The following is a 16,004-nucleotide window of genomic DNA, read 5'->3' as shown; positions in this document are numbered from 1 at the left end:
TGTCTAAATTAGATTGACAAAACATTGACAAACTCGTAAGATGTTGGACATAACCACGTGCTGCCCTTTCAGTGGCAGACAATTGTGCAGAACAATGTGCAAAACAACATGACAAATAGTTCAAGGAGAGATCATTTCATGAAACGCCTGACCCTTTTGAGTTTGTTAACGATTTTAGCCTTATTCATCGCCGCCTGTGGCTCAGCGGAGCCGACGCCCATGCCTACGGCCGTCCCCGCCCCCACTGAGGAACCGATGGCCGCAGCCAATACCATTGTAGACATTGCCGTGGCCGACGGCCGTTTTAACACCCTGGTCGCCGCCGTCACCGCCGCCGGGCTGGCCGAAACGCTGGCTGGCGAAGGCTCTTTCACCGTCTTCGCCCCGACCGATGATGCCTTTGCCGCCCTGCCGGCCGGCACCGTCGAAAGCCTGCTGCAAGACCCCGAAGGCGCGCTGAAAGACATTTTGCTCTACCATGTGGTGGATGGCAAAGTGATGGCCGCCGATGTGGTTAACCTGACATCCGCCACCACCATCCAGGGCGAAGACATCGCTATCAGCGTAGAAGGTGGTAACGTGATGCTGAATGGCAGCGCCACCGTCATTATCACCGACATCGAAGCCTCGAACGGCGTCATCCACGTCATTGACGCGGTGATTTTGCCCCCTACCATGACCACCGCCGCGGAAACGCTGCCCTCTATTGTAGACATTGCTGTGGCCGACGGCCGTTTTAACACCCTGGTCGCCGCCGTCACCGCCGCCGGGCTGGCCGAAACGCTGGCTGGCGAAGGCTCTTTCACCGTCTTCGCCCCGACCGATGATGCCTTTGCCGCCCTGCCGGCCGGCACCGTCGAAAGCCTGCTGCAAGACCCCGAAGGCGCGTTGAAAGACATTTTGCTCTACCACGTGGTAGATGGCAAAGTCATGGCCGCCGATGTGGTTAACCTGACATCCGCCACCACCATCCAGGGCGAAGACATCGCTGTCAGCGTAGAAGGTGGTAACGTGATGCTGAATGGCAGCGCCACCGTCATTATCACCGACATCGAAGCCTCGAACGGCGTCATCCACGTCATTGACGCGGTGATTTTGCCCCCTACCATGACTGCGGCCGCAACTGACACGATGGCCCTGCCTTCTATTGTAGACATTGCTGTGGCCGACGGCCGTTTTAACACCCTCGTCGCCGCCGTCACCGCCGCCGGGCTGGCCGAAACGCTGGCTGGCGAAGGCTCTTTCACCGTCTTCGCCCCGACCGATGATGCCTTTGCCGCCCTACCGGCCGGCACTGTCGAAAGCCTGCTGCAAGACCCCGAAGGCGCGCTGAAAGACATTTTGCTCTACCACGTGGTAGATGGCAAAGTGATGGCCGCCGATGTGGTTAACCTGACATCCGCCACCACCCTGTTGGGCCAGGACGTCGCCATTAGCATAGTTGGTGGCAGCGTTATACTCAACGGCAGCGCCACCGTCATCATCACCGACATCGAAGCCTCGAACGGGGTTATCCACGTGATTGACGCGGTCTTACTGCCCGCCAATTAGTTCAACTAAATCTCCTCCCAAAGCAAACTGAGCGGCCCATCTTTTGATGCTGTCCGCTCAGTTTGCTTTTCCGGCAACTTTCACGGCTGAGAGGGCACAAGCCGCCGCCCGTCTCGCCCTCTTCTTTGCCCGGCACAGGCGTTTATCGGGCAAGTTGGGCAAGATGGCGCGAGAATATGCCGTTCGCTGCGGCAAATACCATACCGCGCCATCTCGCCCCTACACAAGGCGTAACTCAAATGAAACACACCATTAAGAATTGTTGAAATTCTGTGCAATACATTGACGAATCTTTGTGTAATATGTACAATATCTGAAATGCAACGATTTGCACACGTTTAATTGAGACGATCCATGAATTCGAGCAAAACAGCCATGATTTGGGGGGCCAACGGCGGCATCGGCCGTGGCCTGGTTCAGCACCTTGTCGCGCACGATTGGACGGTTGCTGCCATCAACCGCCAACCAGAAAAAACCAGCGATCTCACCCCCCACAGTTTCGCTGCCGATGTCACCAACGACCTGGCAGTGCAAAGCGCTATCATAGATACCCATTATGCCCTGGGGGAAATTGCCTTGTGGGTGTATAGGAAATTGTATTATGCCCAGATTTGATTATGCCTTTATGGTGAATGCGCCACTCACGGCCGTTTCCGCCTTTCACCACAACACCCACGTCCTGAAGACCCTGACGCCGCCGCCCATCTTCGCCCAAATTCACCACTTCGATCCGCTGGCCGATGGGGCCATCGCCGAATTTACGCTCTGGTTTGGTCCGCTGCCGGTGCGCTGGAAGGCGATCCACAGCCAGGTCAGCGAAAACGGCTTCACCGATACCCAGGTTAGCGGGCCGCTGCAAAGCTGGCGGCACACCCATACGTTTGCCGCCGTCACCCCCACCACCACCCGCGTCCACGAGCACATCGAATACAGCCATTTTGACGGCCGTCGTGGACTGCTGAGCCGTCTACTCTTTGCCAAACCAGGGCTGTTTCTGCTCTTCACCGCCCGCCAGCTGATCACCCGCTGGCATCTGGAACTGACGCCGGCGCAGCGGCAAGACGCGCTGGGCGCGGCCGGGCTGCTGGCCGCGGCCAGCGGCCTGCTGCTGTGGCGACGCCGCCGATGATCCGCCTGCCCCACACCCTCATCATCGGCGCAGGCATTGGCGGGCTGACGGCCGCGGCGCTGCTGCTAGACGCCGGCCACCGCGTCACGGTGTTGGAAAGCCACACGTATCCTGGTGGCAGCGCCGGAACCTTTTACCACAAGGGCTTCCGCTTCGACGCCGGGGCGACCCTGGCCGGTGGATTTGCCCCCGGCGGCCCTCACGCCCGGCTGGCCGAAATCTTGCGGCTGGAATGGCCGGTCCATCCGGTAGACCCGGCCTGGGTGGTGCATTTGCCCGACGGCCGGGCCATCACCCAATGGGCCGATCCGCAGCAGTGGCAGGCCGAATGGCGCGCCGCTTTCCCACAAAGCGGCGGCTTTTGGCGCACCCAGGAAAAACTGGCCGACATCAGTTGGGACATTTCCAGCCGTCCCTTTCCCTGGCCGCCAGAATCGGCCGGCGACCTGTGGCGCCTGACCAAAGCGCTGCGGCCCCGCACCATGCAAGCCCTGCCTTATCTGTTTCACACGGTGGGCAGCGTCGCCAATGCCCAAGACCCCATGTTCAAAGCGTTCCTGGACGGCCAACTGCTCATTGCCGCCCAGACCACATCCGATTCGGCCCAGGCGCTGTATGGCAGCGCCGCGCTGGATTTGCCGCGGCGCGGCGTCAACCATGTGCAGGGCGGCATCGGCGCGTTGGCGCAAACATTGGTGGATTGGATTCGGGCGCACGGCGGCGAGGTGTTGTACCGCCAGCGGGTGACAAAAATAGAAGTGGAGAGGGGGCAGGCAACGGCCATTGTCACCCAAAAAGGGCAGCGCTTCAGCGGCGACGCCATCCTGGCGAACCTGACGCCCTGGGCGCTGGCCGACCTGCTGGGTGAACAGGTCCCGGCGAGGCTGCAAAAAGAAATCGCCCGGCGCGAGCCTACCTGGGGCGCCTTTACCCTGTACCTGGGATTGGACGCCGCCCGGCTGCCCGCTCTCAGCGCCGAACACCATCAGGTGATTGTGGACCACACCCAACCGCTGGGCGAGGGCAACTCCGTGTTTATCTCGTTGTCTGATGCGGCGGACAGCCGTCGTGGACCAACGGGCACGCGCACGGCGACATTGTCTACCCATACGGCCGTCGCCCCATGGTGGCGGCTGCGGCAGGGGAACGACGAGGCCGCCTATCGCCAACGGCGTGATGTTTATACCACAAAGCTGCTCAACGCCGCCGAGCAGGCTGTTCCCGGCATCGGCCAGGCCATCACGCTCTGCCTGCCTGGCACGCCGGTGACGTTCCAATTTTATACGGGACGGCCGTTGGGCATGGTGGGTGGTTTTGCCCAAACGTCGCTCTTCAAAGCACGTGGACCGGGCACAGGCGTGGGCAATTTGTGGCTGGTGGGCGATTCGATTTTCCCCGGCCAATCCACCGCCGGGGTGACGTTGGGCGGGATGCGCGTGGCTGCGGCCGTGTTGCAGGCCAACAACCCGACTAGATCGCGCCGGCCAAACGCATTATCTCCCGCCGGAGATTGAGGCGGGCGGGTGATTCCCAGACTGCATGGGCCGGCACGGCGCCGGCCAGCAATTGGTAGAGCGACGGCCGTGCCAGCAATTGTTCCAATACGGCTGTTCGCCCCTGGCGGTAAACCACTTCCGGCACATGGGCATACTCGCGGCGAATGGCCTGGGCATAGGCGTCGTAGCGGAGGGGTTTTGCCGCCAGGATAGCCAGGTCAGCGTCTAGCAGGATATGGCCATCGGTGTCGGTGACGGCCGTTTCGTGCCGTTCAGTTAGCGCAATCAGGCGGCTTACTTCGTCAATCAGGCCCACAGGCAGAGAAAACTGGCTTAAAACAGCGGCCGCGTAGGCGGCGCTTTGCGCTTCGTTGTCGTGGCGGCGCGGGTCATAAATGGCATCGTGGAACCAGGCGGCCAACTGCACGGCCAATGGTTGGCGCGCCTGGGGCAGATGGGGCTGTATGTGGTGGAGAACGTCGTCAATGTGGGCCAGGGTGTGGTGGAAACGGCCGTCGGCCGCATAACGCGCCTGTACGTCAACCCAAACAGCCTCTACCAGACGAAAATCGCCCGGAAGCAAGTCCGGCAAATGCCAGGCGCCAGCCTCAGGCGGCACGAACAGCCGCCGCTTGCCGCACAATCTCGGCAATTTGCTCCAGGTGGTTGGCGTCGTGGTACAGACCGAGGACAAAACGAGCGATGGCGTTAATGGGTCTGACTCCTGGACCTGGCGGCGTCAGGTCCAGGTGGGCCGGCTCCGGCCATACGTCCAGGCAGGCCAGGCGCATTCGGCGGCTTTCTTCCAGGCGTGCGCGGCATTGGGCGATGGTGGTGATGGTTTGCCAGGGGATTTCGTAACGCGAACGGCCGTCGCGCACCACCCCCCGCGCCATTTCCGCCGCCAAAAAGGCGCTCTCCTCGGCGGAAGCCGTAACGTGGACAATCACATGGGCCAGAGTCCAGGAAAGATGCACATCGGCGCTGTCGGTGGCGTAAGCGTCATAAGCGTTGGGGTCGGCAGGTTGAAAGGTGACGGCTGCATCGTCGCTGTCGGTAATCAGATCCACCATCCGGTCAATCATTTCGTTGGTCAGGTCACGCAAATCATCAGCGGTTAACGATTCTGTCAACTGGCTCAGGGTCGTTGTTTTGTTGCGCAGCGTGGTAAAGTCTAGCATGGTGGACGGATTTCGGATTTCGGATTAGGGTCTACGGACAAGTCGGCCAGTCTACGCCTTGCCAGGTATTGGCGTTATTGGACACGCCGTCCACAGGCCAGGTGGCTAATTCACCGGTGTACAAAACCTGAACCATCTGGCCGTAGGGATTGGTCAGGGCGGCCATTTCGGCGGCGATGTCTATGCTCATCTCCACCACCCATTGATTGCTGCCGGTTTCACCGATGACGGCCGTCCAGTTTCCACTGCTATACCCGGCATTCCAGAACTGCCCATCGGAATTGCTGCCAATGCCCGCCTGCACCGCCAGCGAGCCACTGCGCACGATCTGGAAGAACCGGTCAGACGTATCCGGGTCGCCCAGGTTGCGCGTCGTATCAAAGAACAGGCGCAAAGAATCGCTGGCGTCGTTGGTGGTGTCGTTGATTAGCCAGGCCATGTAAAGGGTACTGCCACTGCGCCCCAGAAAACCCTGCACCAGACCGGCCGGATTCCCATCTGGCTGGAATTGGATTTGTGGCAGGCCGGGCCATTCCACCGGGCTGTAACTACCGTCCAACACCGGCGGAACGACCAGACAGGCCACCACCGGATTGGGCTGCGGCGTATTGGTGGGGGTGGCGGTGATGGTCGGCGTGGCCGTCGGCGAACCGGTGGGCGTGGCCGTTGGCGTGCTAGATGGGGTGAAAGTGGCCGTCGGCGTCGGCGTGATAGAGGGTGTCGCCGTTGGCGTCCAGGTGGAGGTGGGTGTCCAAGTGGCTGTAGGCGGTCCTGGCGTGCCGGTGGGTGTGGGCGAGAAGATAGTTGTTACTGTGGGCGTCGGCGTGTGGAAAACCAGTGGGTTTAAGCCTCTGGCTACCGCTTCGCCATCGGAAATGCCATCGCCAGACGTATCACGCCGCAGTGGGTCTGTGCCCCAGGTCAGCACTTCATCGCCGTCAATCAAAATGTCCTTATCGGTGTCCCGGTCCAGGGGGTTGGTTCCATAACGCAGAACTTCTTCACCATCGCTCAGGCGGTCCAGGTCGGTATCCGGGTTGTTGGGGTCTGTGCCGATGATCAGTTCTTGCGCATCGCTCAGGCCATCGCCGTCGCTGTCCTGGCCGGGTGCGGGGGTGATGGTAACGGCCGTTAAATCAACTGTTGGCGTCAGGGCAACGGCCGTTTGTGTCAGGTCAATCGCCGCCACCAGCGTGGGGGTGGCCGTAGAGCGGCCACCGCCAAACAGGTCGTCGCCGACGTTAAACGCCAGCGCCAAGCCGCCCAACGCGCTGCAAAACACCACCACCGCCAGCACCGTGTACAGCAGCGCCACCGGAATAGCCGGTCCGGTCCGCGCCTCGCCGTTCAAGGTGACGCGGCCGCCAGCCTGCGACGCCACATCTACCTCAAAGGGGTACATCTCGCCGCCACCGAGCCAGCTTTGCTGCCGCGCTTCCAACTCCAGGTCAACGGCCGTCGCCTGACCGGCGGCCAAAGGAATACGGCCGCGCTCGCCACGAATTTTCAGGGCGCGCTGCGGATCACGGGTGGTGACGCTAAATTCACCGGCCTCGTTGCCGGTGTTCTCAATACGCACGCTCACGTTGTCGGGTAGGCGAATCTGGCTGCTGCTCATGCTGGCCTCAAACGAGACAAAGCCACCGACAATAAGCGACAGATTGACGCCCACTCTCAGGTGGCGCTGTCGCTGCGAAACCAATTCCAGGCGCACACGCTGCCGCCCAACTGGCGTGCTGCGATGGCGCGGCGGGCGCACAGCCAGGGAGATTTGCGTGGTCGCCCCGGCGGGCAAATCAATAAACTCGCCGGTCGTACTCACCCACTCCTGGGGAATGCCCTGCGCCCGCACCGTCACCCGGTCGTCTACAGCGCCCCGGTTTAAGATTTCCAGATTCACCGTCAGCCGCCGGCCCGGTTCCACTGTGAACGTCTCCTGGGGCAAAAAGATGGCTAACGGCTCTTCCCGGTCAATGGCTTCTGCCGAAGGGGTGGTGCGGCCCAAAGAAACGGCCGTTGCCCCCACCGACGTAACCACTCTGTCAGACTCATACGGTGTCTCTTCCGGCCCACGCAGCGAGAGGGCATAAGGGCCAATTCGCACCCGCATCCCCGGGGCCAACGCCGTGGGATCGTCGGCGCGGAGGCGGTGGTCGTTGAGAAACGTGCCGTTGATGCCGCCCAAATCCTGCACTTCCCAACCCAGGGGGGTCGCTTGCAGGCGCGCATGGTTGCGCGAGACGCCTTCGGCCGGCAGCACAATGTCGTTGTCGGCGCTGCGTCCTAGAGTGATGACTGCCTGGGTCAGCGGCACCTTGCTGGTGGGGTGGCCGGGGGTGTCTATGAGCAGTTCGTAGCCGGGCGGCGGGTCGTTCACCTGCGCCAGGATGTCTGATTCTGGCGTCATAATTTGGGTGGCTGCGCCGGAAAGGGAGAGCGACGCGCCTTGTAGGGCGGTGTCTAGCTCCAGGCCATTGGCGTAGCGGTTAGCCGGGTCTTTGTCCAGCAGTTTGCCCAGAATGGCGTCCAGGATGGGCGGGATGTCCGGGCGGACTTCATGAGCGGGCGGCGGCATCACCCCTTTGCTGTGGGCGGCTACAGCTTCCGACAGGTTTTGGAAGGAGAAAGGCAGGCGGTTGGTGAACAGTTCGTACAACACCACGCCCAGGCCGTAGAGGTCGGAACGGCCGTCTAGCGCCCCACCTTCACACTGTTCCGGCGACATGTAGGTCGGTGTGCCCAGGGTCATGCCCGTTTTGGTCATGTCGGAGCCTTCGGACAGTTTAACCAGGCCAAAATCGGTCAGCACGGCGCGGAAAGGTTGTTCGCCCGGTTTGTCGCCACGGGCCAGGCGCTTGAGGATGATGTTGCCCGGCTTCACGTCGCGGTGGACGATACCCCGGCGGTGGGCGTAATCCAAAGCCAAGGCAATGTGGCTGCCAATTTGCAGGCTCTGCGCCAGCGGCAGATATTTGCGGTCTTGCTGCAAACGGCGCAGGTGTGCCCGCAGGCTGCCGCCATCCACATACTCCATAGCAATAAACAAGCCTTCGTCGGACGAGCCAAAATCAAAGATGCGCACGATGGAGGGATGGTCCAATTGGGCGGCGGTCTGCGCTTCCTGAATAAGCCGGTTGCGAAATTCAGTCTGGCGCGCATATTGCTCGTGCATCAGCTTGATGGCAACTTGCCGGTTCAGGTTGCGGTCATGGGCGCGGTACACGGCTCCCATGCCGCCATCGCCTAACAATGATTCAAGCTGATACCGATTGTTGATGACACGACCCAATTTTGTGGTCATAACCACCTCTCTTTATGGCCGATTTCGGATTTTGGATTGTGGATTATGATGTGAATCGTCACTCGGTCACAATTTGCTGCAAGGTTGCCAGGAAGGTTTCGATATCCTGGTCGCTAATCCAGTAATGGGTGACGGCGCGAAAGCTGCGACGGCCGTTATCGCCCAACCACACATTAGCCCGCTGCCGCAAAGCGGCGATGACATCATCGGCCGTCAGGGGAACTTCATCGCTGAGGGCGAAGAAGACCATGTTGGTCTTCACCATCTCTGGCTGCACGCTGATGCCGGGGATTTGGGCCAATCCCTGGGCCAAATCCTGGGCGCGGCGGTGGTCATCGGCCAGACGTTCGACCATCTGGCGCAGGCTGACCAGCCCGGCGGCGGCCAGAATGCCCGCCTGCCGCATCCCGCCGCCGACTGTTTTGCGCATCCGGTGGGCCTGTTGCATAAATTCGGCCGAGCCGCACAGCACAGAACCAACCGGGGCGCACAACCCTTTGCTGAGGCAGAAGGTGACGGAATCTACGTATTGGGTAACGGCCGTCGCCGGGATATTCTGCGCCACGGCGGCGTTGAACAGGCGCGCCCCATCCATATGCACCGCCAATCCGTGCCGGTCGGCGATGGCGCGCACTTGGGCGAAATAGGCCGGTGGCAGGGGGTAGCCATGTTTGCTGCCATAGCTGTTTTCCACCAGGATGAGGCGGGTGCGGGGAAAATGGGAGTCTGGGGGAGATACGGCCGTCTCGATCCGCCCCAAGTCCATTTGCCCCATTTCGTCCGTCGGCAGCATCCGCGGAAACACACCGCCCAGCGCCGCCATGCCACCGGCTTCATACAGGCAGGTGTGGGAATCCTCGCCGACAATAGCCTCATCGCCGCGGCCGGCGTGGGCTAAAATAGCCACCAGGTTGCCCATCGTGCCGCTGGCGACAAACAAGGCGGCCTCTTTGCCGGTCATTTCGGCCGCCAGCGCTTCCAATTCACGTACAGTGGGGTCTTCCCCGTATACATCATCGCCCACTTTGGCCTGGGCCATCGCTTCACGCATAGTCGGCGTGGGCCAGGAAACGGTATCGGAACGAAAATCTATTCTATCCATGATTTAAGTTTACGTAATATCGGGTAGTTTGCAAGTATGTGGCAGCAATTCTCCATTTGGCGAAACGGTAAACAAAGAAGGCAAATTGGGCAGTTACTATGGTTTATGGTACAGAGATTTCCCTTACAAGCATTTTTCAAAGCGTGTCAAACCGCCTGAGTTGACTCGCCAGACCAGCGTCAACCAGGCCCCAACACAAAGTGTGCTTATACGGAAGATCGGACAAATCTTCGGAGATCTGGCATTGGCATTCGTGCCAGAGAACGGTTTGGAAAATCGTTCGACGCGGTTTACTCTGTCGCCACGCCCAGTTCCTCAGCCAACGCCGCCGCTTCCTGGCGCATGATATTGCTGCGCGAGGCAGCGCCCTGGGCTGCCTCATACTCTGCCCAGGCTTGCAGCGTGCGGATTTGCTCGCGGTAGGTGCGCGGGCTGGGTCCGCCGGCGCGGCGCAGCAGGCGCAGGCTTTCCTGGAAACAATCGCCCGGCTGATAGGCCCGGTCATTGAGCATCAGCGGCAGTTCCTCCGGCGACATTTGCCGGCTTGTCAGCCCCATGACATACCAGGTAATGCCCCGCAACCTATCGTCGGCCATGTGCAGGGCGAGAGTTTGGGCCTGGAGGACAGCTTGTTGGGCTGCGGCCGTTTTCCCCTGCCCCAACACCGCTTCCGCCAAAAACAGATACGCCGCGCCCGTGCCGCGCCATTGGCCGACAGCCTCTTTGCTTTCGGCGTACTGGATAATTCGCCGCAGCAGCCGCTCCGCCACAGCATGTTGCCCAACGCTGGCCAGCGCGCCGCCCAAATCGGTGCGGTAGGCCATTTCGCCATAGCGGTCGCCGACGGCGCTGGCAGTGGCTAACGCCTCGCGGTAGGCGGGAATGGCCGCGCGGGCATCGCCGCGCAAATAAGCCACATTGCCTAATCGGTGCAGCGCCTGGGCCACATCTTGCTGGCGTTCTAGCTGTCTGGCGCGGCGCAGCGCCAGCAGCAGGTCCTGCTCGGCCGCTGCATATCGCCCCATTTTCAGGCGCAAGTCACCCAATGCCTGATACGCCAGAATTAGTGTTGGCCCGCTGCGCTTATCGGCTGCCCAATCGGCCGCCAACGTTTGCAGTCGCTCCAGGAAATGCAGCGCATGGGTCTGCCGTCCCCAATCAATATACAACGAAGACAACAAGTGCAGGCTGCGGATGATGGCCGGGGCATCGCCCAGCCGTTCACTGAATTCCAGGGCTTGCCGCGCCGAAGCCAACGCCAGCGAATTATCGCCCAGGCGGTGATAGGCTTCGCTTTTGAAACAGAGGGCCTGGGCCAACTGCCCATCGTCGCTGACCAGCCAGGCCACTTTTTCAGCGCGGGTGGCGTTTTCCAGCAGGTTGGCGTACTGCATTTGCTCCAGCATAATGTCCGACAAACCGTTTAGCGCCCGGGCCTGAGCCGATAAATCACCGTCTGTTTCGGCCGTCTGGCGCATGGAACGGTAGGTGGCGGCGGCCTCTACCAACTGCGCTTGCAGGCGCAGCAGACGCGCCTGGCGCTCTTGCACGCTCACCTGCCAGGCGGCGTGGACCGGACTATCGGCCAACAAGGCCAGGACACGGCCGTAATGCTGCAAAGCCAACGCCGGATTGGACATCTCCTGGGCGCGCATGGCCGCCATTTCGTGCATCTCGGCGGCGGGCACAGGTTCATCGGCCTGTTCGTAATGCTCGGCAATCAGGCTGGCATATTCGGCCACCCGGTCGCCGCTTTGCTCCGCCAGCCAACCGGCGACCTGTTTGTGGTATGCCGGTCGGGTGCGCAGCAGAACGCTTTCGTAGGTCACTTCGCGCAGCATCTCATGTTTGAACAAAAACGCCTGGCTGCCGGCAAAAACCGAGGCGTCACGGTGGAAGACCATCTCGCGCTTTTCCAGCGCTTGCAGCGCCACCACCGTCTCCGGCTCGCGGATGACGTTTTCGGCGGCCAGGGCATTCATCAGGATAACGGCCGTATCCCAAAATACCCGCCCAATCACCGCCGCCCGCTGCAACGTCACCCGTTCCAGCGAAGAGAGCCGGTCCAGGCGCGCTTGCAGCACGCCGGTCAACGTCAGCGGCACGCGCACATTGGTCAGATGTTTGGCTTGCACACGCCACGCCTGCTCGCCTGGGATGATGACGCCATCTTCGATCAACACCTTGACCAATTCCTCGACGTAAAAAGGATTGCCTTCCGCCCGGTCCACAATCAGGTTACACAAATCGGCCGGAATTTCCGGCAGGTGGCGCAAAATATCTTCCACCAACTGGCGGCTTTCGGCGCGGTTCAACGCCCGTAGGGTGATGGTAGACTGCGGCGTCTGCTCTGGCTGACGTCCACTTTCGCCGCCGCCGCCCCAACCCAGCCGCCGATCAAACAACGAAGGCCGGGTGACAGCCAGAATCAACAGCGGGGCATGGGCGCATAACTGCGCCAGGTGGTCCACCAGGTCCAACGACCCCTCATCGGCCCAATGGACATCTTCCAGGATCATCAGGGTAGCCCGGCTGTGGCTCATCATGGCCTGCAAATAAACGGCCGTATCCTCAAAAGCATGTTCCCGAACCCGTGTCACCTCGCTGCTGTTCAACGCCAACGGGGGGTATTCATCCTCCAGATTCAACCCCAAAAGCTGCGCCAGCGAATGAATGCGGCGCTGCCATTCGGCGGCGTTATGGTCGCTGAGCAGATCGCCCAATCCTTGCTGCAACTTTTCTCTCACCACCACCGCCGAATCGGTGTCTTGAATGCCCAGACTGGTCACCAGCAAGTCGCGCATCAGCGCATAGGGCAGTTGTTTCATGCTCTGGTCCATGCGCCCCTTCAACAGCAAAATCGTCGTCGGCAGCGTCTGCACCCATTGGGTAAACTCATACGTCAGGCGCGATTTGCCTACCCCGGCGTCACCGACGATGGTGATGGCTCGACCGACCTGATTTTGCACCACCCGACCCAGCGCTTTCTGCAAAGACCGCAGTTCGGCGTCGCGGCCTACCATCTGAGTTTCTACGCCTTCCACGCCACGCCCCTTGCGATAAAAACGGTGCGATTTGGCCCCCAACGCCAGATACACGGCGATGGGGTCACGTTTGCCTTTGATCTGAACCGGGCCAAGCGGCTCAAACTCAAAATCGCCGCGCACCAACTGGTAGGTCTCGTGGGAGATGAGGATGCCGCCGGCCGGGGCCAGGCGTTCCAGGCGGCTGGCGACGTTAACCGGATCGCCGATGACGGTGTATTCTTCGCTGGTTCCTACTTCGCCCAGCAGCACCGGCCCGGTGTTGATGCCGATGCGCAGGCGCAAATCGGCCAGGTTGGGAGATGCTGGCGCTTCGTCCGACGGCCGTTCCGCCATCACCTCATTGATAAAGTCACTGAGGACGGCGCGCATCGCCAGGGCGGCGCGAATGGCGTTGGCCGGGTCATCTTCGCCGGCCACCGGCACGCCAAAGAGACCCATCACCGCGTCGCCGATGTGTTTGTCTACCATGCCACCGTGGGCGGTAATGGCCTCGTCCAGCCGCCGCCAGAGCAGGTTGATGATGTTGAGCATACTGGTGTCGGGCACAGATTCGGCCACCCCAGAGAAGCCAAAGACGTTGGCAAAGAGGATGGTGACTTGTTTACGTTGGGTAGCGCGGGGCGGCGGTGGGGGAGGAACGGCCGTTTTCGCAGCCAACGCGGCCAATTTCTCCCGCAGCGCGGCGACGGTTACGTCCGTCACCTTGTCGCCCAGAGCAGCCCGCTGCGCTTCTAGCACCGTGATGGCGTACTGCAAATCCTCTTGTCTAGTCATCAATCTCGCCACCTGCCGAAAAATCTTCGGCCATCATGCGGCGTAAATCGGCCAACAATTCGTGGAAGAACGCCAGCCGCATTCCGGCAGCCCGCCCGGTCAACCAATCCACGATCTGCGCCTGAGCCGCGCGGCGGGTATCGGCCGCTATCGGTGCGGCCGCCACCTGGCGCAGCACATCGTGGGCCACCTGATATTCCAAGACGCCGGGCAGCGCCGAGGTATGGCGGCGGACGATAAAATCCTTTTGTTCCAGGCTGTCCAACGCGCCGGCCACCTGCTGTGGCGGGTGGCCCTGGGCGGCGACCAGCATCTGCACCGGGCCATCCCAAAATTGGTCACCAAACAGCACGGCCGTTTGCAGTATCGTCAGTTCCACCGGTGACAAACAGGCAACGCGGGCCTGAAACAAGGCGGCCAGACTGTCTGGCAGTGGCGCCTCTTCCAATTTACTCAGGTTCACCTGCCAATGGCCCTTCTGCCAGCCAATAACGCCATTGTCCAGAAACAGCCGGGCCAACTGCTCGGCAAACAGCGGGTTGCCTTGCGCGCCATAGGCTGCCAGGTCCAACAGCTTAACAGGCAGGTTGGGCACATCTTCCAAAATGTGGGCCAGCAGGTGCCGGGCGTCAATAGCACTCAGCGGCGGCAAAGCCAGGGTAGTGATAGGGTTGAAGGGATCGTTCGATTGCCAGGACGGCCGTTTCACTACCAGCTCTGGCCGCGTCAGGCAAACCACCAACAATGGCAGGTCGGCGCAGCGCGCCAGCAGCCATTCAATCAGGTCCAGCGAGGCCGCGTCGGCCCACTGCGCGTTTTCCACCAGCCAGACCACCGGCGGGCAGTTGTTCACCAGGTCGGTGAAAAAGCGGGCCAGGTCGTTGTGGGCGTAGGTTGAGAGTTTGACTGGGTCAGCCAACAGATTTTTCAGATAAGGGCTGTCGGCAAAATCGAGGCCAACAAAGTGGCCCATGACATGGGCCTGTTCACGGGCGCTCATCTGGTGCGCCCGCATGGTCTCTTCGACGCCACGCACAAACTTTTCCCGGCTAACGGCCGTGCTGCTGCGCGGATGAATCTCAAACAATTGGGTGAAGAGGTCACGCATCAGGGCATAAGGGGCGTCCTGGGTGCTTTCTCTGGCCTGGGCGCGTAAAACACAACCGCGCACCGGCAGCAAGTCCATGAGGCGTTCAAATTCATCAAACAGGCGCGATTTCCCAACGCCGGTTTCGCCGACCACGGTGATAACTTGCATGATGCTGTTGTTCATCGTCTCTTGCAAAGCAAATTGCAGCCGGTCCAATTCGGCCGTGCGGTCAATAAAGCGCGTTTTGAATTCTTGTCGGCCGCGCCCGTTGGTCTGAAACGCGCGCGCTTTTTCTTTTTGAACCACGTACACGGCCAGTGCGTCCGAACGGCCGGGGATATGCAGCAGTTCCGGGGTGTTGACCTCAAATTGACCATAAACCTGGCGATAGACGTCATAGGAAACAAGGGCACGACCCACCGGCGCGGCCTGCTGCAAGTATTCGGCAATGGTGATGGTTTCGCCAACGGCCGTTAATTCCTTGCTTGTCCCCACCTGAGCCAACACCACAGGGCCGGCATGTATGCCAATGCGCATTCGCAGTTCGCCATTGGCTTTGCGCCACTCTAGCGGACCCGTGTCCGGCCGGCTGCGCGTCGCTTCGTTAAAGAGAGCCATCTCCATTTGCATGTCCAGCGCCGCTAACACCGCCCGTTCGGTGTCATCCTGCCGCGCTGTCGGCGCGCCAAAGAGGGCTATCAGGCCATCGCCGGTATGTTTGTCTATGCTGCCACCCCAGGCGCGGACCACATTGTCCAGCCTGTCCCACAAGGCGTTGACCATGTCGCGCACCTGTTCAGCGTCCATCTCGGCCGACATCGCCGTAAAGCCAGACAAATCTGCCTGTAAAACGGCAACCATCTCATGGGTCTCGGCCACCTGGGTGGAGGATGGAGGCGCGGCCAATGTGTGCAATTTTTCCTGGAGGACAGCAACGGCCGTTGTCACCACCGCGTCGCCCAAAATGGCGCGATGGGTACGAATGGTGTCAATGGCATCCTCAAGAAATCGCTGATCAATCACGACATACCCTGTCAGTACAGACGAGACGCTTTAGTATGAGCGGGCAAAGCCACAAGATGGCAGAGCAAACAACGCCCACGATTATATAGCGAGAAGAAGCGGAAGGCGATTGTTTTACCCTTGCCGAGTTGCCAACTTCTTACTATACTGCCCGACGCGGTGTCGGAATTCCGAGTACAGTAGCCAGTGTACGGTAGCCAGTGTTCAGTATTCACTGTTCAGTTCAGCATCTGAATACAAAACGCGGAACGCGGAATACCGACCACGAAATACGGAATACCGACCACGGAATAGGGACCACGAAATACGG

10 protein-coding genes are annotated in these 16,004 nt (G+C 60.7%); 4 read left to right on the top strand and 6 right to left on the bottom strand.

The features are described 5' to 3' along the window. The first annotated feature begins 138 nt into the window (after positions 1 to 138). From IPM39_06565 to IPM39_06550, 4 genes are all read left to right on the top strand, one after another. Positions 139 to 1,551 carry a fasciclin domain-containing protein gene (locus tag IPM39_06565; GenBank protein MBK8985732.1) on the top strand — a complete coding sequence of 471 codons (1,413 nt, stop codon included), beginning with the start codon at positions 139 to 141 and terminating at the stop codon, positions 1,549 to 1,551. A 354-nt stretch (positions 1,552 to 1,905) separates the two neighbouring features. Then, positions 1,906 to 2,166, top strand: coding sequence for an NAD(P)H-binding protein (locus IPM39_06560; GenBank protein ID MBK8985731.1), 261 nt, complete (start codon positions 1,906 to 1,908; stop codon positions 2,164 to 2,166). Further along, the gene (locus IPM39_06555; GenBank protein MBK8985730.1) at positions 2,153 to 2,680 is read left to right on the top strand and encodes a hypothetical protein; all 528 of its coding nucleotides are present in this window, start codon (positions 2,153 to 2,155) and stop codon (positions 2,678 to 2,680) included. Before IPM39_06560 ends, IPM39_06555 begins: the two co-directional genes overlap by 14 nt. Next, complete coding sequence (locus IPM39_06550; GenBank protein ID MBK8985729.1) at positions 2,677 to 4,194, top strand: FAD-dependent oxidoreductase; 1,518 nt, start codon at positions 2,677 to 2,679, stop codon at positions 4,192 to 4,194. The genes IPM39_06555 and IPM39_06550 overlap by 4 nt, the downstream gene beginning before the upstream one ends. On the opposite strand, the gene IPM39_06545 is transcribed toward IPM39_06550, so the two are convergent. The 6 genes from IPM39_06545 to IPM39_06520 all read right to left on the bottom strand — a co-directional run bounded on the left by IPM39_06545 (position 4,151) and on the right by IPM39_06520 (position 15,694). Further along, entirely contained in the window at positions 4,151 to 4,795 is a 645-nt protein-coding gene (locus IPM39_06545; protein MBK8985728.1) for a hypothetical protein, read from the bottom strand. The genes IPM39_06550 and IPM39_06545 overlap by 44 nt on opposite strands. After that, entirely contained in the window at positions 4,785 to 5,357 is a 573-nt protein-coding gene (locus IPM39_06540) for a DinB family protein (GenBank protein MBK8985727.1), read from the bottom strand. Before IPM39_06540 ends, IPM39_06545 begins: the two co-directional genes overlap by 11 nt. A gap of 31 nt (positions 5,358 to 5,388) precedes the next feature. Next, on the bottom strand, positions 5,389 to 8,658 hold the full coding sequence (locus tag IPM39_06535; GenBank protein MBK8985726.1) for a protein kinase: 3,270 nt from the start codon (positions 8,656 to 8,658) through the stop codon (positions 5,389 to 5,391). 58 nt (positions 8,659 to 8,716) lie between these two features. Continuing rightward, positions 8,717 to 9,760: a low-specificity L-threonine aldolase gene (gene ltaE, locus IPM39_06530; protein ID MBK8985725.1), complete on the bottom strand. Its 1,044-nt coding sequence runs from the start codon at positions 9,758 to 9,760 to the stop codon at positions 8,717 to 8,719. A 290-nt stretch (positions 9,761 to 10,050) separates the two neighbouring features. After that, on the bottom strand, positions 10,051 to 13,581 hold the full coding sequence (locus tag IPM39_06525; GenBank protein ID MBK8985724.1) for an AAA family ATPase: 3,531 nt from the start codon (positions 13,579 to 13,581) through the stop codon (positions 10,051 to 10,053). After that, positions 13,574 to 15,694 carry an AAA family ATPase gene (locus tag IPM39_06520; GenBank protein MBK8985723.1) on the bottom strand — a complete coding sequence of 707 codons (2,121 nt, stop codon included), beginning with the start codon at positions 15,692 to 15,694 and terminating at the stop codon, positions 13,574 to 13,576. The genes IPM39_06525 and IPM39_06520 overlap by 8 nt, the downstream gene beginning before the upstream one ends. Between the last annotated feature and the right edge of the window lie 310 nt (positions 15,695 to 16,004).

It is taken from the genome of Candidatus Leptovillus gracilis, from assembly GCA_016716065.1.
GTDB classification, from domain to species: Bacteria; Chloroflexota; Anaerolineae; order Promineifilales; family Promineifilaceae; genus Leptovillus; species Leptovillus gracilis.
This window is presented reverse-complemented; position numbering and strand designations above follow the sequence as displayed.

Excerpts from the sequence above, each read along its gene's own strand:
- IPM39_06555 (MBK8985730.1), top strand. The coding sequence starts at position 2,153 with ATGCCCAGATTTGATTATGCCTTTATGGTGAATGCGCCACTCACGGCC.
- IPM39_06525 (MBK8985724.1), bottom strand. The coding sequence starts at position 13,581 with ATGACTAGACAAGAGGATTTGCAGTACGCCATCACGGTGCTAGAAGCG.
- IPM39_06565 (MBK8985732.1), top strand. The coding sequence starts at position 139 with ATGAAACGCCTGACCCTTTTGAGTTTGTTAACGATTTTAGCCTTATTC.
- IPM39_06540 (MBK8985727.1), bottom strand. The coding sequence starts at position 5,357 with ATGCTAGACTTTACCACGCTGCGCAACAAAACAACGACCCTGAGCCAG.
- ltaE (MBK8985725.1), bottom strand. The coding sequence starts at position 9,760 with ATGGATAGAATAGATTTTCGTTCCGATACCGTTTCCTGGCCCACGCCG.
- IPM39_06560 (MBK8985731.1), top strand. The coding sequence starts at position 1,906 with ATGAATTCGAGCAAAACAGCCATGATTTGGGGGGCCAACGGCGGCATC.
- IPM39_06535 (MBK8985726.1), bottom strand. The coding sequence starts at position 8,658 with ATGACCACAAAATTGGGTCGTGTCATCAACAATCGGTATCAGCTTGAA.
- IPM39_06550 (MBK8985729.1), top strand. The coding sequence starts at position 2,677 with ATGATCCGCCTGCCCCACACCCTCATCATCGGCGCAGGCATTGGCGGG.